General features: G+C 33.7%; 24 protein-coding genes. 2 read left to right on the forward strand and 22 right to left on the reverse strand.

The features are described from left to right. Positions 1 to 68: 68 nt before the first annotated feature. Together ACZ5L8_RS03260 and ACZ5L8_RS03265 are read right to left on the reverse strand one after the other, a co-directional pair. Complete coding sequence (locus ACZ5L8_RS03260) at positions 69 to 1,358, reverse strand: amidohydrolase (RefSeq protein WP_464439728.1); 1,290 nt, start codon at positions 1,356 to 1,358, stop codon at positions 69 to 71. A 10-nt stretch (positions 1,359 to 1,368) separates the two neighbouring features. Next, the gene (locus ACZ5L8_RS03265) at positions 1,369 to 1,932 is read right to left on the reverse strand and encodes a DsrE family protein (protein ID WP_464439730.1); all 564 of its coding nucleotides are present in this window, start codon (positions 1,930 to 1,932) and stop codon (positions 1,369 to 1,371) included. A gap of 143 nt (positions 1,933 to 2,075) precedes the next feature. Between ACZ5L8_RS03265 and ACZ5L8_RS03270 the strand changes: the two genes are divergently transcribed. Further along, entirely contained in the window at positions 2,076 to 4,397 is a 2,322-nt protein-coding gene (locus tag ACZ5L8_RS03270) for an ATP-dependent helicase (protein WP_464439732.1), read from the forward strand. A gap of 130 nt (positions 4,398 to 4,527) precedes the next feature. Then, complete coding sequence (locus tag ACZ5L8_RS03275; protein WP_464439733.1) at positions 4,528 to 5,031, forward strand: hypothetical protein; 504 nt, start codon at positions 4,528 to 4,530, stop codon at positions 5,029 to 5,031. Here ACZ5L8_RS03275 and ACZ5L8_RS03280 read toward each other — a convergent pair. The 20 genes from ACZ5L8_RS03280 to ACZ5L8_RS03375 form a co-directional block, all read right to left on the reverse strand. After that, on the reverse strand, positions 5,021 to 5,653 hold the full coding sequence (locus tag ACZ5L8_RS03280) for a DUF4386 domain-containing protein (RefSeq protein ID WP_464439735.1): 633 nt from the start codon (positions 5,651 to 5,653) through the stop codon (positions 5,021 to 5,023). The two genes, ACZ5L8_RS03275 and ACZ5L8_RS03280, sit on opposite strands and share 11 nt — an antisense overlap. A 196-nt stretch (positions 5,654 to 5,849) precedes the next feature. Further along, the gene (locus tag ACZ5L8_RS03285; RefSeq protein WP_464439737.1) at positions 5,850 to 6,206 is read right to left on the reverse strand and encodes a hypothetical protein; all 357 of its coding nucleotides are present in this window, start codon (positions 6,204 to 6,206) and stop codon (positions 5,850 to 5,852) included. Between the two features lie 18 nt (positions 6,207 to 6,224). Further along, positions 6,225 to 6,728, reverse strand: coding sequence for a hypothetical protein (locus ACZ5L8_RS03290; protein ID WP_464439739.1), 504 nt, complete (start codon positions 6,726 to 6,728; stop codon positions 6,225 to 6,227). A 223-nt stretch (positions 6,729 to 6,951) separates the two neighbouring features. Beyond that, positions 6,952 to 8,121, reverse strand: coding sequence for a S41 family peptidase (locus ACZ5L8_RS03295; protein WP_464439740.1), 1,170 nt, complete (start codon positions 8,119 to 8,121; stop codon positions 6,952 to 6,954). Between the two features lie 171 nt (positions 8,122 to 8,292). After that, a complete protein-coding gene (locus ACZ5L8_RS03300; protein ID WP_464439742.1) occupies positions 8,293 to 8,676 on the reverse strand; it encodes a hypothetical protein in 384 nt (127 codons plus the stop codon). A 158-nt stretch (positions 8,677 to 8,834) separates the two neighbouring features. Next, entirely contained in the window at positions 8,835 to 9,470 is a 636-nt protein-coding gene (locus tag ACZ5L8_RS03305; protein ID WP_464439743.1) for a hypothetical protein, read from the reverse strand. Between the two features lie 283 nt (positions 9,471 to 9,753). Continuing rightward, positions 9,754 to 10,143: a hypothetical protein gene (locus ACZ5L8_RS03310; RefSeq protein ID WP_464439745.1), complete on the reverse strand. Its 390-nt coding sequence runs from the start codon at positions 10,141 to 10,143 to the stop codon at positions 9,754 to 9,756. A 302-nt stretch (positions 10,144 to 10,445) separates the two neighbouring features. Further along, entirely contained in the window at positions 10,446 to 11,117 is a 672-nt protein-coding gene (locus tag ACZ5L8_RS03315) for a hypothetical protein (protein ID WP_464439746.1), read from the reverse strand. 140 nt (positions 11,118 to 11,257) lie between these two features. Beyond that, positions 11,258 to 11,980, reverse strand: coding sequence for a hypothetical protein (locus ACZ5L8_RS03320; RefSeq protein ID WP_464439748.1), 723 nt, complete (start codon positions 11,978 to 11,980; stop codon positions 11,258 to 11,260). A gap of 182 nt (positions 11,981 to 12,162) precedes the next feature. Then, positions 12,163 to 13,329, reverse strand: coding sequence for a type I restriction enzyme HsdR N-terminal domain-containing protein (locus ACZ5L8_RS03325; RefSeq protein WP_464439749.1), 1,167 nt, complete (start codon positions 13,327 to 13,329; stop codon positions 12,163 to 12,165). A gap of 145 nt (positions 13,330 to 13,474) precedes the next feature. Beyond that, positions 13,475 to 14,239 carry a hypothetical protein gene (locus ACZ5L8_RS03330; protein ID WP_464439750.1) on the reverse strand — a complete coding sequence of 255 codons (765 nt, stop codon included), beginning with the start codon at positions 14,237 to 14,239 and terminating at the stop codon, positions 13,475 to 13,477. Between the two features lie 166 nt (positions 14,240 to 14,405). Next, the gene (locus ACZ5L8_RS03335) at positions 14,406 to 14,726 is read right to left on the reverse strand and encodes a hypothetical protein (RefSeq protein ID WP_464439751.1); all 321 of its coding nucleotides are present in this window, start codon (positions 14,724 to 14,726) and stop codon (positions 14,406 to 14,408) included. A gap of 281 nt (positions 14,727 to 15,007) precedes the next feature. After that, entirely contained in the window at positions 15,008 to 16,051 is a 1,044-nt protein-coding gene (locus tag ACZ5L8_RS03340; RefSeq protein WP_464439753.1) for a serine hydrolase domain-containing protein, read from the reverse strand. Between the two features lie 250 nt (positions 16,052 to 16,301). Further along, positions 16,302 to 16,709 carry a hypothetical protein gene (locus tag ACZ5L8_RS03345; RefSeq protein WP_464439754.1) on the reverse strand — a complete coding sequence of 136 codons (408 nt, stop codon included), beginning with the start codon at positions 16,707 to 16,709 and terminating at the stop codon, positions 16,302 to 16,304. A gap of 10 nt (positions 16,710 to 16,719) precedes the next feature. Further along, complete coding sequence (locus tag ACZ5L8_RS03350; protein WP_464439755.1) at positions 16,720 to 17,136, reverse strand: hypothetical protein; 417 nt, start codon at positions 17,134 to 17,136, stop codon at positions 16,720 to 16,722. 62 nt (positions 17,137 to 17,198) lie between these two features. Beyond that, positions 17,199 to 17,555: a hypothetical protein gene (locus ACZ5L8_RS03355; protein WP_464439756.1), complete on the reverse strand. Its 357-nt coding sequence runs from the start codon at positions 17,553 to 17,555 to the stop codon at positions 17,199 to 17,201. Positions 17,556 to 17,739: 184 nt separating this feature from the next. Next, the gene (locus tag ACZ5L8_RS03360; RefSeq protein ID WP_464439758.1) at positions 17,740 to 18,900 is read right to left on the reverse strand and encodes a hypothetical protein; all 1,161 of its coding nucleotides are present in this window, start codon (positions 18,898 to 18,900) and stop codon (positions 17,740 to 17,742) included. 463 nt (positions 18,901 to 19,363) lie between these two features. Next, a complete protein-coding gene (locus tag ACZ5L8_RS03365) occupies positions 19,364 to 20,059 on the reverse strand; it encodes a DUF2711 family protein (RefSeq protein ID WP_464439759.1) in 696 nt (231 codons plus the stop codon). A gap of 53 nt (positions 20,060 to 20,112) precedes the next feature. Then, positions 20,113 to 20,937: a hypothetical protein gene (locus ACZ5L8_RS03370; RefSeq protein WP_464439760.1), complete on the reverse strand. Its 825-nt coding sequence runs from the start codon at positions 20,935 to 20,937 to the stop codon at positions 20,113 to 20,115. Next, positions 20,927 to 21,394 (reverse strand): hypothetical protein, encoded by a 468-nt coding sequence (locus ACZ5L8_RS03375; protein ID WP_464439761.1) that lies wholly within the window; start codon positions 21,392 to 21,394, stop codon positions 20,927 to 20,929. Before ACZ5L8_RS03375 ends, ACZ5L8_RS03370 begins: the two co-directional genes overlap by 11 nt. Positions 21,395 to 21,482 lie beyond the last annotated feature (88 nt).

Below are 21,482 nucleotides of genomic sequence, written 5' to 3' on the forward strand. Positions count from 1 at the left end.
TGATTACAATTTAATATAAAGCAAATGTCCACCAAATTTGGTGGACATTTGTGAAGATTGCGTAAAAATTATTTTGCGTTGAGGTAATCTATCGCAAGTTGACTCATTGTCTTGACTCCCAGTAGAAGTCCTTCTTCATCGATCATAAAATCTGGTGTATGATGAGGAAAAGGTTCTTTATTTCCTGGTGTCATACCGCCTAAGAAGAAGAAAAATCCTGGAACTTCTTCTTGAAAGTAGCTAAAATCTTCACCACCAGTAGTAGGTTTTGTAAGATTTACATTATCCTCGCCGGCGATAGCTTGCAGAGTAGGTAACATTTGAGCTGTAAGCGCTTCATCATTATAAGTAACTACGGTGTTATTTTGCCACTCAATAGTCGCTTTACCACCATAAGCTTCTGCAACTTTCTCAGCAACTTCGTCCATGCGTTTAATGATCAATGCGCGCATTTCTGGGTCAAGTGTACGAACCGTTCCTATCATTTCGGCAGACTCTGGGATGATATTAAATCGCACACCAGAGGTGATCTTGCCCACAGTAATTACCGCGGCACCTTCTGTAAGCGGTGCGTTACGGCTTATGATCGTCTGGAAACCATCAATGATCTTTGCACTTATTAAAATAGGATCAATACCACCCCAAGGTTGCGAGCCGTGTGTTTGTTTACCTTCCACTTTTACCACAAAACGTTCTACAGAAGCCATGATGCCGCCGGCTTTGTAGCGTATTGTGTTTACCGGTGTCCCGGAATTGATATGCAGCCCAAAAATTGCATCTACATCTGGAGCTTTAAGCACACCTTCTTTTATCATCAGTTTTGCACCACCTTCTTCACCTGGAGGCGGACCTTCTTCTGCTGGTTGAAATACAAATTTTACCGTACCGTGAATTTTGTCTTTGTTCTTTGAAAGTACTTCTGCCACACCCATTAAAATTGCTGTGTGCGTATCATGACCACAAGCATGCATGACTCCGGTTTCTTGACCTAGGAAGTCGGCTTTAACCTGACTTTTAAATGCTAGATCGTTTCTTTCAGTTACAGGAAGCGCATCAATATCTGCTCTTAAGGCAACAACTTTACCTTTATGTTTTCCTTTTAAAATTCCTACTACACCGGTGTGTGCGATGCCGGTTTGTACTTCAATGCCTAAAGATTCAAGATGTGCTGCGATCTTTTTTGCTGTTTCAAATTCACGATTGCTTAGTTCTGGATTTTCGTGAATGTCACGACGCCACTCAATGACTTTATCTTCAATAGCCGTGGCATCTGCCATAAGTTTCGAGTCTGGAGATTTTTGGGCGAAAGCCGAAAAACCTACCAGCGCCACGAGGATCAGTGTTGTAGTTTGCTTCATAGGATTTATGTTAGAATGAAATTAGTTTATAGCCGCCTTCTTGCAATTGGATGAGCGCGGTCATGGCAGAAAGTGCCATTTTAGTATGTTCCCATCGCATTTCTTTATAGATCTCGCGAGCGCCAGCGGTTTGCGAGCACATGATGATGAGAACTCCACTTGAGTGTAACTTATCTAATAATGGTAAATTAGGATTATCTACGCCAAATTTTTCTTTATACGCTTCATTAGTTAGCAGTCCAAAAGCCGCGCTACCGTGAACGACCATTGCTGGTTGTAAGTTTTTTAAAGGCACCCGATGAATAGCATGCATATTTAAAAATCGAGCAACAGTATTAAAATAAACATTCACTTCAGCCGGATCTTCTGGTGCTTTGGCAATATCAAAAACGGGTTTAAAGACTAGATCTGTTCTTGTTTTTATATCCAGATCTGCTTCTTTGATCATAAAGGTTTTTCCGTAGTCATGGATCAATGGGCCTTCTACTGTTAAGGGTTTGCCCAAAACATTTTTTTCTTGTGCGTGGCTAAGTTGAAAAAGAGAAAAAGCAAGAACTACAAAAAGAAACCTCATGAATTAAATAGTGAATTGTTGCCTAAAGATATTAAAAATCGATTCATAAGTAAGCATTCGCTATTTGTTTATAAAAACCCAGCTTTTACCTTGACGATTAAAGGATGCCTTTTTAAATTACCTCACTAATGAAAAAGTAAGGTTTGGAGTCTTTATTAGAAGGATTAAATGATGCTCAGCGTGCGCCAGTGCTGCAAAAAGATGGTGCTTTAATGGTAATTGCAGGTGCGGGTTCTGGTAAAACCAGAGTGTTAACTATGCGTATTGCATACTTGATGATGCAGGATGTAGATGCGTTTAACATACTCTCACTAACATTTACTAACAAAGCGGCGCGTGAGATGAAAACCCGTATCTCGGGTATTGTGGGAGCTAGTGAGGCAAAGAACCTCTGGATGGGAACATTTCACTCCATTTTTGCAAAGATATTGCGGATAGAAGGTCACCATCTGGGTTTTCCATCTAACTTCACTATTTACGATTCACAAGATAGCCAGCGGTTGATCTCTGCCATCATTAAAGAGATGGGGCTGGATAAGGATATTTATAAATACAAACAGGTTCATAGCCGTATATCTTCATACAAGAATAACCTTATCACGGTTAAAGCATATTTTCAGAATCCTGAGCTTGTTGAAGCAGATGCAATGGCAAAAAAGCCACGTCTGGGAGATATTTATAATGAGTATGTAGAGCGTTGCTTTAAGGCAGGCGCGATGGACTTTGATGACCTGCTTTTACGTACAAATGAGTTGCTTAACCGTTTTCCGCAGGTGCTGGCAAAGTATCAAGAGCGTTTTAAATATATCCTGGTAGATGAGTATCAAGATACAAACCACTCACAGTATCTTATCGTAAAAGCGCTGGCAGATCGATATCAAAACATTTGTGTGGTAGGTGATGACTCGCAGAGTATCTATGCCTTTCGTGGGGCGAATATTAATAATATTCTCAACTTCCAGAGAGATTATGATGATGCGAAGGTCTATCGTCTAGAGCAGAATTACCGATCTACAAAAAACATCGTAGAGGCGGCAAACTCTGTGATCGAAAAAAACAAAACACGTCTTGATAAGGTTGTATGGACAGCAAATGACGAAGGTCCTAAAATCGTTGTTCACCGTTCTCCTACAGATGCTGAAGAAGGACGATATGTTGCCAGTTCAATCTTTGAGAATAAGATGAATCAGCAACTGCCGCATAGTGAATTTGCGGTGTTGTATAGAACAAATGCGCAGTCTCGTTCTATAGAAGATGCCTTGCGCAAAAGAGATATTCCGTATCGAATTTATGGTGGACTCTCATTCTACCAGCGTAAGGAGATAAAAGATATTCTTGCCTATCTGCGTCTTATCATCAACCCAAAAGACGAAGAAGCCATCAAACGTGTGATTAATTATCCTGCGCGAGGTATTGGTAACACCACGATGGATAAGCTTACGCTTGCTGCCAGACATTATGATCGTTCTATGTTTGAGGTGATGGAGCACATCACTCAGCTAGATATAGGGATTAACGCTGGGACGCGAAATAAGTTGGTCAACTTTGTCAATATGATCAAGAGCTTTCAGGTAATTAATGAGACGCATGATGCTTTCGCTGTAGCGGAACAAGTTGCCCGAAAGACCGGTTTGATCCAAGAACTTAAAAAGGACGGCACGCCTGAAGGTATTGCCAGAATAGAGAATATTGAAGAACTTCTTAACGGTATTAAAGACTTTGTAGAAGGGCAGGAGGAGATCGTGGATGCCACTGGTTCGTTATCAGAATTTCTAGAAGATGTAGCACTTGCGACAGATCTTGATAAAGAAATAGAAGATGATGATCGCGTGTCGCTTATGACCATTCACCTGGCAAAAGGTCTTGAATTCCCGTATGTATATATCGTGGGGATGGAAGAAGATCTATTCCCAAGTGCCATGAGTATGAATACGCGTAGCGAACTAGAAGAAGAACGCAGATTGTTCTACGTTGCACTTACGCGTGCTGAGAAACAAGCCTACCTTACCTATACTGAGAATCGCTATCGCTGGGGTAAATTGATCGATGCAGAGCCGTCTCGATTTATCGAAGAAATTGATGATCAATATCTGGATGTGCGTACGCCTATGACGTCATATCGCTACAAACCTTTGATGAATACTGATATCTTTGGCGAAGTAGACAAAAGTAAACTGCGTCAAACCAAACCCGTGAGCGGTACTCCGCCACGTGCTAACGCGCCGTCACCAGATAAATTACAGAAGTTACGCAAACTAAAACCGCAAACAGATTCACCACGTCCACCGCAAGACTTTGAAGGTAAATTGCAGGAAGGAAGCAGAGTAGAGCATTCACGTTTTGGTCGCGGACAAGTCCTTAAAATTGAAGGCGTAGGTCAAGATAAAAAAGCAGAAATAGAATTTGCTAACGGTGGCATTAAAAAACTACTGCTAAGATTTGCAAAGCTTCAGGTGCTAGATTAGGCTTAAGGAGATTTGATTTTCTTTGGCTTTAAGCCAAAAAAATAAAGTTATATTAAGAAAAGGTTACGTGATAATTGCTCAGGCAACCTTTTTTAGTTTTTGATATCTACTGAAAAACAAAACAATCCTTATGAAAAAGATTTTTAGCATTGTGATCCTCGCGATCCTAACCATTGCATGTTCTGATGACGATGGTCAAATTGAATTACAAAACACAGATGTTATAGGCACCTGGGCGCGCACTGTTGCCATAGGCGACGGCGATAAAGAATATATTACTACTTATGAGTTTAGATTGAGCGGCACATATACTCTGAAGGTTTTTATATGGAACACGGCCGAAAATTCTTTAGTAGGATATGTTTCTGAACAAACAGGAAATTATCTTATACGCGATAACGAGATGACCCTTAAAGCAGAAACAATGCTAGGCATTGCTGCAAATGAAGAAGCAAGTTATGTGGCTTACGATGAACTTGTAGAACTTAACGTTCCAGAAGCTGTAACGGTAGAATACACCACAATTATTGAGGAAGACAAAACTAGCCTAAAGCTTGTCTATCCTCCTTGTGAACCTAACGAAAGCTGTTTAGGATCACTTACTTTTATTAAAGTTTTAGAAGCTAATTTATAGCAATATTGCTCACTGTTTTGCCGCCTTTTATAAGTAGCCAGACAGCCAGAGCCATTTCTCCTACGATACTTGGTATCGCTACGATCGCTAAAAATACATCTGCATATTGCTCATAATCTTCTAGCATAAAATGAGCCGTTGTATCTAGCATATACGCAATACCAGCAACGATAAGAAAAGCCGCGATTATTCGCGGTTTTTTTATGATCTTACCTAGCAAGATAAGATGTGCGCCAAAAAAGAATAACCCGATCAACCAGATTATATTAAATGTATCAACGTGTTGCAGGATTTCTTCCGCTGTAACACTATTTAAAGCCATTACCAGCCCAAATATCGCCACACCCATAATTGCGGCGTGCATCATCCTAAAATATGTGCTGAGTTTAGTAAGCGCATGATCTGCATACAATGCATTAAGCGCCCAGGCGACAACAACATCAAAAACAACAGTGATCATAAAAGCCATGATTCCCGCTCTAGCCATAAAACCATGATTTTGCACCGTCTCTAGCGGAGCGGTTTTAATAGCTTCAAGAGCAAAGAAGTTTGCAAATATTGCGGCAAAAAATATGATGATATAGCCCACACCGGCAATGACGGCAAGTTTTCTAGGTAGCATGATGGTTGAGGTTTTGATCGATTTTTGGTTTTACGCTGCACAAAAAATACATAATTCTAATACAGCTTTATACGAGGTAAACGATCGAGGTATATGTTTGTTACGCTTTCGCGAAAAGCACACTTACAGCATTAATTGATACAGAGTAGAAGTGAAGCGGCGAGAGGAAAATCTTGTTGAATTTAAAAACTAAGGATCAAGCGTTTGATTTGTTTGAAAATAACTTTGGTTTTCTGATGAAGGATGCAAAAATCGTTGCCATGATTATTAAGATCGTAACCTCAAAAAGTTTCCCTTTATACATGTGCACAAATACTATAAAAGTCATATAAAGAGATAGGAGCGCAGTACCTATCAGCATTGTCCTATTGTACAAGAACAATGCTGTTGCGAGTAAAAGAAATATTCCTGTGATGATCATGATCGTACTATTCGCAACGATTTTATCTATTTGATCAGCATGAATGATCTTATCTAAAGCGTTAGGGATATAAAAAAATGATACTGCAACTGAAGGTAACCGAGTCAATAATGTTTTTAAGATTGAATTCATGGTGTTTAGTCGAGGCTATTATGGATTCAGCACTTTCTCAATGATTGGTTTGCGAAATATTATTCTATTGATCTTAGTATCTGTTTTTACTATTTTTTCAATTATTTCATATTCAACTTTTAGATCATTGTACTGCTCTAGGTCAATGATGAGATCTTTCAATTTCATATCAAGGTTAATGATCATTAACTTTAATGAATCATTTTTAATATTCTTTTTTAGCTCGTATGCATTTTGACTTCTAGAGGTTCTGTTTTGTGAATATATTTGAATGACAGATAGTTTTTTGTCAAAGTCTGTAAAGTCAATTGAATCAACATATTTTATGTAGTCAAGAGGGAGATTCTTGATTTTCTTCTTGAAATCATTGTAATCTTCAACAGTAGGAACTAAACTCACAATATTGAGATCTAGTTGTCTTAATGATCCACTATTTCCCTTACCTGAAAGAGTTTCTAGTTTTTCTTGGGCTTGCACTGCTATTGTACTGATGAAAAGGAGTAGTATGAGTTTAATTTTCATTTATATAGATCGTTTTTGGTAAGTTTTAAGGTATTTCATATTTATTCGGCAGTAGATTGCGGTATAAAACTAACAATTTTACAGTCTTTCTTTATTTCACTCTTCAAATGTTCGATACCAATTGTCATTGATTTTCCAATTGTTATCTGGATCTTGGGGAATTCGTAAGGCATTTTACCCTCAACCTTTTCAACTCACATAAGTTTAAATATGTTGTGCACAGTTATTTTTTAGCCATTTCAATTATTTGCTCCACCCAATCGGCTTTGGTATTTAGTTCTATATCTGGACTAATTCCTATAGATTCATATTTACCGAGCTTTTTGTTTGTATGTTTCGTAGACAAAACCACGTTAAATTCAGCACATTTTGTTTTAGCTGAAAATGAACGATTGCCGTAACCATATTCGAGCATGCCTCGAGAATTTTCGCCAAGAATCTTAGTTCGCTTGTCTTCCTTCAATTTTAAGGTAACTAACTCTGCTGCACTTGCAGTTTTAAAATTAATTAATACATATATATGTTTAATTTGTTCATTTTTTTTCAGCGCTTTTAATAAAGGTTTAGCTTGATTAGTAGAGCCTCCACCATTGTTTCTTAAATCGATAATAAGATTCTCTTTGTTCAAAAGTTCTAAGTGATCTTCATAAAAAGTATTAGCTTCTTTTATAAGATCCTTGGTTCTGCTTAAGGTTTTAATACCAATGTAGTTAAATGATGGATTTAAAGATTTAAAAGTAAAATTATCTTCAAAATTCTTATTGAAATAGTAATCGTTTTGCTTGTTCCAGAAAGTAGAATAAATTCTTCCATTTTCAATTTTCACGTTATTTTGATAGAAGAGTATTCCATTACTATAGAATTCAAAAAGTTCAAATTTACCATCCTTAGTTTTGTGAAGTCTCAATCTGATCTTACCTTTTGTCCATGCATCAGAATTTGATTTTAAGGTAACTCCAAACCAAATACTATCATTTTCATTTTGCAATACAATTTCATCGCTTCCAGCATGATAAATTCCAGAAATCTTATCTGTACCTTTTAGCGTAGTGTCTATTGCTTTTGGATAATCTGGAACATTTAAAGAGATATTATCCGGGATAGTGTAAACCTGATTGTGTTTATCTTTAATAAACGAAATATACTTCTGTAAATAGCCTGAGCAGAAATAGTTGCTTAGGCTGTCATTTACTATTTCCTGCCTTATTTTTTCTTGCCAAGATTTAAGTTCAGTGGTCTCTTGATCTTTTTTTATTTGTTGACTATAACTTTTTGCATTCTTAATTAAAGTAGCAATATTTTCAAGCTCATTTATGCAATTACATTCTTTTTCTTGGCTATAGGTGAAATTCAGAGCAAAAAGCAGAAATATAATTGATAACGTTTTGTTCATAGTTTAAGATAGATTCTATTATTCTTAAACTTAACCATTTTGTATATAATATTCTCTGGTTAATTTAAAAATTACGGCAATAAATGGTTGCGAAACGTGTTATATTTCGCTTTAAAGCGTGGATAGTTGAATCCGCAGTAATTGCGGTTTTAAATTGTTGTAAACAGTTTTTTATTCAGTTCTGTTGTCAAATTCGATTAGTTTTTGTCTAATTAATTTTCCCTCTTCATAACTGACACGCAATTTATTCAGTGCAATAATAGATTTTTCATCTTTGTCAGTTATTTCTAATGTAGATTTCACTCCATTGTAAATTAATGATTCATTTCCATTTAATTTTTTTTCAATTTGAATTTTGTTCCGCACTATTAGTAAAATTCTTTTTTCGGTTAGAATTAAAGAATCAAGTTTTTTTCTTGTCAAGAAATATATGGCAGAGATTAACGAAATAGTGTTGTTTAAAACCGATTCAAAAAAAGATTGTTCAGATTCCTTTTCTAACAGGATAACCCCAGATTCATTTTTCAGAATGTTATTAATTTCTTTTTTCGTCATTTATGCTCGAAATTGCGCACAACGGTTTACATATGGCTTGTTGCGGTTTCGAAGTACTTTCCTGTCCACCGAAACCAAAGCTGGCTACGGAGCGAAAACCTTACTGGCAGCCGTTCACCCGCCATAAGCTATATGCGTTGTTGTGCGGTCGTTCTTTTTTATTTTAAATCCATTTCTAATTGTTCTTCATCAATGTCAAGACTTTCAAATTTCAAATCTTTAAGTCTTATCGCTAAGTCCTTCATAATTTCTCGAATACCATTTGGGTCTTCTAAGTCGATTTCATTTAGTTTCATTCGCTTTCCAAAAAAGAAGTCAGTTTGAAATTTGTCGTCAGTCTTTAAGTTGTCAACTTCTTGATCCTTGTCAGTCAAGTCAATTAAAGGGATGATTTCCAAAATTGGATTTTTTTTATCAGTATCAATTAAATTCAGTCGGAAGAAGTAGTTTTCGATTTTGCCAAGTAAGACTGTCTCTAAGTCGTAAACAATACTTCCAACTCCGTCTATTCTTCCATAAAAGTCCAAGGCTTTAAAAGCTGGTCGGTCGAAATACCATTTACGGTCAACAAGTCCGTTATAGTTATGAATTACAGACGCTATGACTACAATTAAAGCAAAACCAAATGAATAAAGGATTGAATCGTTTAAACGTCCAAAAATCGCTGTAAATGAGATTCCACTTTTGATTAAAGTTGGCAGAAAGGTGAAAGGCAAAATCAACAAGAAAGAAATTGTCAACCCTTTCAAGAGTGATTTTCTTTCAGCGATTAGTATTGTCAGTAGGTCTCTCATTTTTTGAATGCCGCACAACTTCCGGATATCCGCAGTTTTAATACAATCCAATATAAATCAAATATCTATGCTTTTCGCTATAGCGAAAAGGGCTTTTCAACGATTTATTAACGATACGGCATAAGATAGAACCTGCTCGCACTGTCGCTTATCTAATTTTTTTAGTGCTGAATATAGTTTTTAAACATTGTTACGGAGGTGTTTTAGAACTGTCGGTGACTTAGCATCAGTTAGTAGGTAATGTTCCGTGAAGACTGTTATACATTTTTTTGTAAAATATCTTTTAAATCCATTCTACGTTAAGTTTTTCTAATTCTGTGTTTAATTCTGCGAGAGAATTTGGGTCTATTATTCGTGTGTTAATAGTCAATTTTTTACTGTCTGATTTTAAGATATAATCTCCTGCAAAACTTTTAATCTGTTTTATGTCAGAAAGATTTAGTTTTTTTCTGAATGAACCATTAATTTTTATAAAGCCATTTTCAATAGTTAGATATTTATTTTGTCTTATATAGAAGTATACAGTTAGATACAGTACAGAAATTACAATCCAACCATAATCTGTCCAGTGCGGGTCATCGTTTGTTAGAAGTCCGAGTAAAAACCAAACGAGCCAAATCACTCCTAGAATCAGATACATATTCATATGACCTCTTTTATATACTATTCTCATTTTAATGAAGTTTTTGCAACGTTTTTGTGTATGATTTTAAGAAGAAAAAGACTCGAGTCTATTTCTCATTGTAGCGGAAATATAATTAAAGATTGAATTTCCGGCAAAGGAAATTTAGTGGTTAAGGAATTATGGTCGCTGTTGTAATCTGTCTTTTATTTTAAAATTTCCACCACGGTTTTTTCGGATCCATTTTTCCATTTCTGATGTTCTAATTCCACGCAGAGATCAACATAAATGTATGTTTTGTTTATTGTTGCGCTGTCGCCACGCTAAACTATAGCCGTTGTCAGCAGATCTATTTATTCTTCAAATATTTTATTGAATTCATTGTCGTCTATTAGTCCTAAATTCAATAAAGTCATTGAGTAATATGGCTCATATTTTTTAATGTCCGTTTTGTTTTTCAGCTTTTCTAACAAAGGCAAAAATCTCTGATCTTCTTTAAAGTTCGGTAATCTTTTCAAACCAGCCATTACAACTCCAGAATCACTGTCATTCATGACTGCGTATTCAATTATTTCAAAAGCTTTTTGGTTTCCAGTATCTCCAAGTATCATTATGTCTCCCATTCTGTCATCAGCATTCTTTGATTTAAACTTTTCCAATCCTGTTAATTCAGGCTTTTCATTTAGTATTTGCTCAATTATCCATATCAGATTTGTAATTCCGATTCCTACAAGTCCAAATTCTCCAATAAATGTTAATCGAAAAATTCCGCTAATTGAAAATCCGATTAAAGTTCCAATTGGCAAGATTCCGAGTCCAATTAAATAATTTAGATTTAATGTTTTTCTTTCCACAAGATTGAGATAAAATCCGTTTAAGATTCCTATTCCAATTGCAAAAAATCCGTAAACAAGAAAGTCCATAGAGATTGCATTTATATCTCCATTCTCAATAATTTGGGCAATTATCAAAATTCCGACTAAATTCAGAGCAATTCCAATTGATATTAATATTCCTGTTTTCATTTCACAGCTTGTGTATAACGATCTCATATAACCGTCAGTTACGGGTTTAAAGTAATAATTTTCGATTAAGAACTGGCGTTAGCAATTCCGTCCGGATGAAGATCGGGTGGATTTGGACGTAGTCGAATCCGCCGTAATTACTATTTTACATTGTTAGGAACAGTACTTTTTTCTTTAAATATCCCATAATCTGAAAATTGATCAGACTTCGTTAGGGTTTTTGGTTTTAGAAAATAGGTTCTATTAGATTTTATACTATCTTTTCCGTCATTTGACAAAATAAGATGTTCAATAACAATTTGTATAATTTCCTTATTTTCTTTCTGTCTGATTATTATGTTTCCTTTTTTAATTCTCAAACTGTCAATATGAGATTTTTCTTTGCTGATATTGTCATCTAAATCATAAAAGAAAAGGCTATCTCTAGTTTCCTCAAATTTTGTAAAATCGTAGCTCCAAAGTCCTTGGCTTTTTCTTCGTAAACTATTGCTTTTATATTTTTTGATTTCAATATTTATTCCTTCGGATTTTATTTTTTCTGTTGCCGTTGGCAAAAAGTCAAAGGTTTCTTTTGAACTTTCAGTTCCAATAGTTTTTATCAAATTTTTGCTCGGAATTCCATTGAGTTGTGTGATTGGAAGTTTTGATATTCTTTGAATTGTAAAAGTCTCGATTGTGTCTAAAATCGCATAGCCTGCAACTTGAGAGTCTCGACCTCCCCAAGCATCATATTTATAGATAGCTTTTGAAGTTCCTTCTATTTTCTGTTCGTAAAGAGTTATGTCCCATTCTCCCATTCCTGGTAAGCATCCATAAAACGATGTTAAAAGTCCTAAGCAAATTATTTTGATAATATTTTTCAAAAGGTGATTATTTTTTACTGTATTGTGCCTAACGGTATCGTATAACCGTCAGTTACGGGTTAAAGTACGCAAATTTTCAGTTAACCACTGATGTTAGCAATTCTGTCCCGATAGCTATCGGGAGGATTTTGAAGCCTGTCCTGAGCGAAGTCGAAGGGTAGTTGAATACGCTGTTATTGCGGTTATATTTTGTTAGCTAAAGCCTGCTTTTTTATCTCCCTAAATTCGTTTCTCAATAAAGCATAGTCTATTAGATTTTTAATGAAATGCTGTACGTTTTGCGAGTTAATTTCTTCATCTTCATTAAACTCACCTAAATATACTTCTTCATATTTAATAAGATTGGGATTTTTTTTCTTTATGAAATTTAATAAGTCTTGCTTTCTAGCTGCCCCTAATCTTCCTATTATAATTGTACCATTATGAGTAATAAAATTTTTTTTATTTTCAACTTTGACTGATTTTCCAATTCTAAGTTCTAAAGAAGAATTTTTTTCTTTTGTTGATTCAACGCCCACCATTATTACAGTTCCTATTGGTGAGTTTTTTCCACCTTGCATTTCAGTTAATGCAATACAAACAATAGGTTTTTGTTTTTTGTTCTTTACAAGAAACGAACGGAATTCTTTCGCAAAAAAGCCCCCACCTGCACTACCAAATTTTGTGTTTTTAATTCCAATGTCCTGAATATCCTTACCCAAATCTAGTTGGTCTTTTTCGTCGAGCAACCAACCATCAAGATTTATAAGAAATGAATAAAACTTTTCATCTGTTCCATGACCAATTATGCCATAATTGATAAGTTCATCCACAATTTCTTTATTTAGAGGTTTTCTCCATTCATTTCTTTGATACTCTTCTTTTACTAATTCTAAAATGCTAATTTTTCCACCCGAAATTAAGGTTTTGTAGTCAGATTGCTCAACATAAATAAATGGGTTTTCATCATCATTCTGAAACATCACCAAATCAAGATTATCACCGATTACAATTCCTAAATACTCTACTGTCGGTAATTTATTGAAATAATCGAGAGCTTGGTCCAAAACATCATCAGTTAATGGCATATACTGTTTTTTGCATTCATAGATAATGAAAGGTTGATTATGTTGATCGATTATCAGAATATCAATTCTACGATTACCAGTTTTATAGTGAGATAGTGATTCTTCTACTTTTATTCTATCAAAAGGAAAGCCTTGTTTATCAATTAAATATTTTAGAAAATTTTGGCGAACTTTTTCTTCCGGAGTAGCGGGAACATAAGATTTTCTGACGATACAAAAATACTTATTTGAACCTCCGATTATTTCTGGTACAATTTCGATTAATTCTTCAATGTATTTCATCTCTAAGGTTACAGCTAATTGTTTAGTATAAATGTCAGTTAAAGATTATTTTGTGTGAATATTCGGTTTTAAAACTCTCGCCAGCATTTTCGAGAGAATTCGGACACAGTCGAATCCGCTGTAATTGTGATTATGCAACGTATTTTTAATCAACATAATGGTTGTCAGCTCCGAAGAAATACTCATTCGTTTGTTTATTGTCAAACTCTGTAATTTCTCCATTATTTGCATTCATTTTAAAGTGATATTTCACTTTTGGAAAACAACTAGGTCCCATAATACTGCCTTCCTGAATTAATGTATTTGTTGACCAAACAAACGATTCTGTTCTTTTGTCAAACCACAATTCAATATTCAGTTTTTTATAAGGTATTTTTCTACGAATTAATTCCGAGTGCACAGAATCAATCGGTATTATATTATTCGCAAATTCTGCTTTTGGAAAATCAATATCCTTAATCGTTTTTCCATTTCTATCAAGCATTAAATTCAGTCCGATTTTCTCAATACCGATTTCAGGTAATTTTAATTCATAAACGATTGAATAAACTGGAAAGTCAATAATTGAGTCGCAATCAGATTTTTCTTTGTCTTGACCTAAAAGTGCTAAAATGGAACTTTCATTTTCGGTTCTTTCTATTTCTATTGGTTTGTCAGAAAGCACATATCCATCTTTAAATTCCAGTTTGTGAAAGTTGTTATTTCCTAACCTATTTTTTAGGTAGCTAATTAATTTACTTTGTATTTCAGTTGGAATTATATCTAAACTCTCAAATTCGGCAGAATAGCAACTATTTACATATTTATAACTTTCCGTTTTAGAAGCAAATTGAGGATATTTTTCACGAGAATATTTGTCGCAAGATGCAAATAGAATAATTATTAGTAAACTTAATATTTTCGTTTTCATTTCGATTTCAACGTACTGTTGAGATATGTTGCACAACGTATTCTTATAACCGTCAGTTACGGGTTTAAAGTAATAATTTTCGATTTAGCACAACACTGTTTCGATAGCTATCGGGAGGATTCTGAAGCTTGTTCTGAGCGAAGTCGAAGGGTAGTCGAATCCGTCGTTATTGCGATTTTGCATTGTTGTGCTTGGCTTTTATTTCATCTTGTGAGAATTTTAATGCCCGTTTTTCTATATAATCAGATTCTCGACCCGTACCATTGCAAATTGAACATTTGACTCTTAAATGTTCTCCTATTTCTTTTCCATTAAATTCTTTAATACAGGTTTTGCAACTATACTTATCACCCAAATTATTCCATCCATTTTGACATACTCCACTTCCACCACAATGTCGGCAAGACCATTTATCAATATTGAATCGATACATAATCATTTTAAATGGTTTGTCAAATTGATTCAAAATCCATTGTAATATGTCCATTATTTTTTATTTGGTAAATATTAAATTAAGTAAATAGAGTTTCTCAAATTAAACACAACTCAGAATATCCGCAGTCGTTAATTCAATACAATATAAATCAATCTTTTAAATCATCGTTTTTGCATGGGGTTTCTTATAAAGAAGTTATAAACGGTTTGCTGTATGTTATGGGAGTGCTTTTCGCTAAAGCGTTATTAAAATTCTTAAAAGGGTAGGGAAGTGGTGGTTTTTTTTCGCTATAGCGAAAAGGCTTTTCTCAAATCATATTCTAGCAATGCAGCTTAAAACCGACTCAATATTTCGGTTCCTGCTTCTTCAAGAAACACTTTAATGGCTTTCATGGCAAGACCTCTCCCGTTGTCACCGTTGGTCAAAACAATTAGTCCGCTGTTTGATCTAGGCAAAATAACTATCAAAGAGTTCAAACCTTCATCGCTACCAGCGTTAAAAAGCGCGTATTCATCATTAGGTAAATTTTCAAACATTATCCATCCCAACCCAAAACTTATACCTTCTCTAACGCTTGAATGTGGTCTGCTCATTTCTTTGAACAGGGTTGTGTCAAGATAAGAATTGTTTAAAAGTGCTATGGCTAGTTTTTCAAAGTCTGACAGCGTGGTCAAAAGGTTATCTGCGGCATTTGCTTCAAATGATCTTTCATAATCATAAGCTTTGCCTTCCTGGTCGTGAGCACCTGCAAAATTTAGATTTTCTATCGTATCATTCCATACTAGCGAACTTTTTCCCATGGCAATGGGATTAAAAACAAGAGAATCTGCAAGCTGCTCAAGAGAAGTATCAAATTTATGCTCTAGTGCATTTCTAAGATATTCAAATCCCTCTCCAGAATATTGAAATTTCTCACCAGGCTCAAAATCAAATGCTAGTTTATGATTATCGTTCATATACCGCCAGTTCTTAAAGCCGCTTCTGTGGCTTAGAATAATGCGTGGCGTTAACTTCTGATGTCTTATATCTTCTTTAATATCAGGATCGATCCAAAATTTATACAATGGTTCATCCAGATCAATTGCTTTGCTTTCGGCGAGTTTTAAGGTGATTAAAGTGGTAATTGTTTTAGTAAGAGAAGCCACATCAAAGATGGTGGAAGATGTTATCGCATTACCTTTAGCATCTGTACCTTCAAGAATGGTTTGGGAAACTTTACCGTTTTCAATTTTAGCAATTGCGATACCCGGGACGTTGGCGTCTGCAAGCCATGTGTTTATTTCTTGCTTAATGGTCTTATCTGTGCTGTTAGTTTGCTGAGCGAGTAGATTGCCAAAAACTAAAAAGCAGATGCAGGAGATGTAGATTGACTTCATAGTGCTAAACGTCTTTATTTTATCTGTTATTCAAGTGTTTACTTGATGACGAAATAAAACTAAAGTTGTTACAGCAGTTACTTAGAAGATTCAGAGATAGTTATAGCGATTTAAATTTTCAATTTATCAAAGGAGGCGCAATTATTTTTGTTTTTAGAACTGTATAGTTCTAATCTAGAAATTAATCTGGAATGAGCTATTCATGAGATACAACCCGATTTATGACTACTATTTCTTCAAATGTTAAATGTCACCCCTTCATTTTTTCCAGTTTCATGCCTTCTAATTTTTTAAACCAATTAGGACCGTCGATTTCTGTTTTAACTGTTTCTAATAGATATCGTTCTCTTTTGATATTCAAGTTATATGCTTCAAGCATTTCATTCTCAACGTCCATAATGTACCCCAGCATAAGATTTTCGTCAGCAAATATTCGGTAGGTCACATTCTCATCTAGTTTAAAAGGATGTGCATATATTCGTTTTTTTACTTTTTGGCTCACATTTTTGAACTCCACTAAATCGCTCTCTATTCTGATGTCTTTATCTTTATTTATAAAAACATTGATGTAAAAAGTTGAGTTTTCCTCTTTAGAAGTTTGTGCTGTAATTCCCCAAGTTGTTAATGCGAAAACTACGATCGCTAGTAATTTTTTCATGATTTGATTTTTATTGGTTGTTGTTTTTGAAGTCGGAAGTAATTCCGTTTAATATAGTCGGATTTTCTTTTAATAGTTCAGCACATTTCTTGATGTAAGGCTCAATATGATCAATTCCGCTATTTGCCATTTTTTTCTCTTCACCAGTTTGGTCAAGGTTATCTATTTGATAATAATTCGTTGGAAATGATTCTTCTTGAAATACTGTAAGTTCATTATGATTTACAATACTAAATACCGGAGAGTTTGACGATAGTTGAAATATTAAAGCGCTAAATTCAATTCCGTTTTTTTGAGTTGTTATATAGTACTCATCCTTGATCCACTCTTTCTTGAACTTTGGAAATTGAAATTCAGACTGTAGAAAGGCAAAGTTTACTAAAATCGATCTTCTTGATAATTTCCAAGTGGATTTAAGAGTTTTCATATATCAGATTTCATTTGCCTTTTTAATTCTTATCCATTTTAAAACCATTCTAGAATTTAAATTCAGCATTTAATTTTCTTATTCAAATCAATTTCACAGATGTTGGGATTTTTATTGGAAATTTTAATTTCATAACATTCGCCAACTTGAACATCTCTTTGATATATTTCCACTATTTTGTTGTATTCTTTTCCTTTGATTATATAATTATATTTCGCAATATTCCTAGTTGTAAATGTTCCTTTAGAAGCATTCAATTGAACTTCAGTTATTTTAACACTCGTGATTGAATAATCGCTATAAAGTTCATTCTTTCTTTTATCTGCGTAATAGAATAAAAATGAAAATAAAATTATAATTAGTATTCCTCCAACTAAGACACTTTTTTTCCTGTCAGACAATTTGTTATAAAATTTCATTTAAAAGATATTTCAATTCTATTTTTAGTGCAGATGTGTAATTGCTTACAACGGTCTTGCTATAGTTTTGTTGCGGGACTTGAAACGCGGAGTTTTCGGCTTATTTATTCTAATTCCTGGTTTCTAAAATTACACTTTTTCGATGATACTCGTTTTTGGCGATGAGCCGTTGTTAGGCGTAGTGTTATACCTCAAATTTGATATTTTTTAGATATTCATCTTGACTTATTTCGTTGTTCGCCCTTTTTAAAGCAATTTTAATCTTTACAGTTGCGGATGCTAATTTTTTTCCTTCATTGTCCACAATACTAATACGAGCATATTCAAAATTATCTCTTACGAAATCATCATCATAAATTGCACAAGATAATTGATCTAAACACAGTGATGCGTGAATTAATGAGTGACTAACTTTATGGCCTAACTTCCCATTTACATTTAAATTAAATGTAGAATCTGTTTCTTCTGTTGAGACAAATTTGAAACCTACAATTTGCATATTATGCACTATATGGAAAAGGTTTGATTCGAATCGTATTTTCAACTCTTCTTTTCCATTTAATTTGGGTAAGATTTCTTGAATAAGATTGAGACTTATTAAAACTTGAGACAATCTAATAACACGATATATGTCCTGTGTCCACGTTATGATTTTATAAAAATCATCGTAAGTAATGTTTTTAAAATGATTGTTTGATCTGCCATAAACAAGATCAATACTGTTTTTTTTAATTGAAAATGATTTATGAGACGCAATATTTCTCCATTGATTTGTACTGATTGAAAATAGAGGATCATTTAAATATAATTGAGCTTCTTCTTTAAATTCAATTGGAAAATTTGAAATAATATTTCCAAAACTAGAATTTGAATTATCAATTATTTCGTTGTTAACCTTGAAATTTATTATTTGATCAAATAATCTAAATCTGGGATTAAAAGTACTTTCAAGTGTTTCATCTATTATTTTAAAATAATAGTTAATTTTATCTCTTTCTGAAAACTTATGAAAATCAGCTTGGGTTAAAACGTTAGTCATCCATTTCATATCTGTGTTAGATACTTCGTGAAACGAGTTGGAAAATATTGCTAAAGTTTTATCTCTATCTTTTTCTAGGCAATCTGAATATTGATCAAATGTCCAATCAAATAATTTTAAATATTCTGGTTTAATTGAGATTCTAATATAGTTTACAACCTCAGTTCTTAAGATTTCTTTATTTTCTTTAAAAATAGATTCATCTTCGAAATACTTGGCAAGTTTAAGTTCAATTAAACTATTCCAATCATCTACCGAAAATTCAGTTGAGAAATCTAAATCTTCATATATTTTATCTCTGTTCAACGATTCTCTTGAATTAATATTACGCCTAACTTCCAGATATTCTCAGTTTACCAAACTCAAGATAAATCAAAAATTTATGCTTTTTGCTTAAGCGAAATGGGCTTTTTAAAGACTTATTAACGATTGTGCGTATAATATAAAGATAAATCCTTTAGTTGCATTCATTGAACGAGTGTTTGTCCTTTTCATGGAAATGAAAACAAAACAGATTTTGTTTTGAAAAAAAGGGAACAAAGGGTAAGAGCATTTATAAATAGGCCTTACCTCGATGGAAGCTACTTATTTCATTAATATACTTTCTCTATTTCATTTTTTAGTTTAGTTAAAACATTAATCCATTTTGTATACTTCTTCAATATTAACTCGGTTTGATATTCAGTTTTTGCAGCTTGAATTATGTGTGAAAACCACTCGATATAAGAGAAATATCGGGGTTTAGAAACCCTATGAGCTCTGTAGTTTATTATTTCACAGACCAATAAATTTCTGTTTTCTCATCACAATAAAAACCTTCAAAATCAAATTGGGTAACTATTTTTTCGAGATTATTTTTAGTTGAAGACAATAATGTAAAATGACTGTCCCAATGAACGCTATACAGTACTTCGCTTTTTGGTGTGTAAATATTTCTATGTTCGTTTCTTAATTGCGTTTTATTATCAATAATGTCCTCAATAAAGGTCAGTTTTCTTTCAGTCCCAAACTCATCGGCAAGAAATACCCAATTAAAATCCAAATTTAATAGCGCTTTCATCATATCCTCTAAAAGAAGCTCTTCAAATAATCCTTCATTAGGCTGATATATTTTGTACTGTTCAAGTGCATTTTTGAGTTTATTTAAACTCTCGTCATTTCTATGTTTTTTGTTTAGTCCGTGAATAGAATTCCTTATAGCGATATCCAATTCTTTATAGTCTTTAATCTTCGACATTTTAAGAAATTCTGACCATTTAATTTTCTCACAACACTCAGTCATTTTTTCCTTGCTTGGATAATTCTCTGAGTTAAAATCGATTTGGTCTGGTTTTTTTACTTTAAAAAAGGGATGAAGTATTATATAGCTACTTTCAAAGTATCCGTTATAGAATTTACGAATTGAATAACCGTCAGGCGGGCAAACTTGATTGTTTTCTGGTTGTGGTAAAATTCTTTTGCTCACTTTAATTTTGTTGCCTTTATGCTCAAGATGCTTTTATGACCGTTAGTTACGGATTATACATCGTTATGGGCTTTTTTGATTCTTTCTATCAGTTTTTCTATTACTGGTTTGTATTCTTTTCTTGTTCCTGTAATGTTTTCTAGAAGCTTATTTTCTAGTTCGTTAATTGCATTTTCATCTTCATTCTCTCTTGAAATTTGTATTTCGTCATAGATATGATCTGCCCAATTATCCATATCCTTCTCAGTCAGTTTAGGAGCGGTATAAAAGTAGGTAGCAAAGCATTCAGTCTTTTTAGTAATGAAGTCTAATGCAGATAGACCTATAGACTCTATATAAAACCCATCAGAACCATTCATTGATTTTGTGAACACGATAAAATAGAACAAATCTGTTTCTGCATCCTTTGTAAACAAACTGTCAGTAATGGATAGCATTTTAATGTCGTCAGCTAAAATCAATTTTTCAGTTTGAAATATTTCTTTGTAATAATTATCAATTGATTCATCCTTTAGAGCATTATCTAACTCAACTTGCATTGGCGATTTTCTTTTAACAGAATCGCTTTTCCACTCATTTGAGTTGACTTCATTTTTGTCTAAAAAACCACTATCTACAGAGACAGCTTTAACCGTGTCTGAAGAATTAAATTCAGTTTTAGGATTTTTCATTTGCTGGTTTATACAAGAAAAAAATACTGCTGCTATAAGGCTTAATACTATTTTTTTGATTGTCTTCATTTTAATTGCCCAACTAAAGGAATTTTGGAAATTCGGATAATAAAAAGAACTGACGTTAACCCGTGAGCCTCTGTGATCGTAAGATACAAAGCCATAATTGCGGTTGTAAATTGTTGCGGTGTCCTTTTTATTTTTCATTCATATTCTCAATTTCAGTTCGATACTTTTCTCGGTCAGTTGAGTGACTTCCAAAAATTGAAATTCCGTTGTCAAATATTTTAACGTGAAAATCACGTTTCATTAAATATCGGTCGTCCAAGTCATTTGATAAGTAAACTAATCCTAAAAATAAAACTCCAAATCCAACCCAAAATATTTTAGAAATCAGTTTAGGAATATTGATTTTCCAAAATCGGTTTAAGGTCCAAGTTATTATTAACCAAAAAGCAAAATAAGTCAGTAAGTTAATGACCATTTCAGTTATAAAATATTGAGTTGAACCAGAAGTGTGAAATCCTCTACATTTATAAATTAGCGGAAATCCGTAAAAGAATTCATCTGTTCCGTCAATTATAATTCCGTAACTCCATTTTGTAATAATTCCGAATGAAATTAAAGTCAGAGGTAAAGTCAGTCGAAATATCAGTTTTTTCATTTATCAGATTTGAGTGAGAAAATGCGTCACAACGAAATCCAGCCGTTTGATTTATAAATTAAACTTTGTTTTAACTTTATGCCACAAT

This window comes from Leeuwenhoekiella obamensis (genome assembly GCF_055391795.1).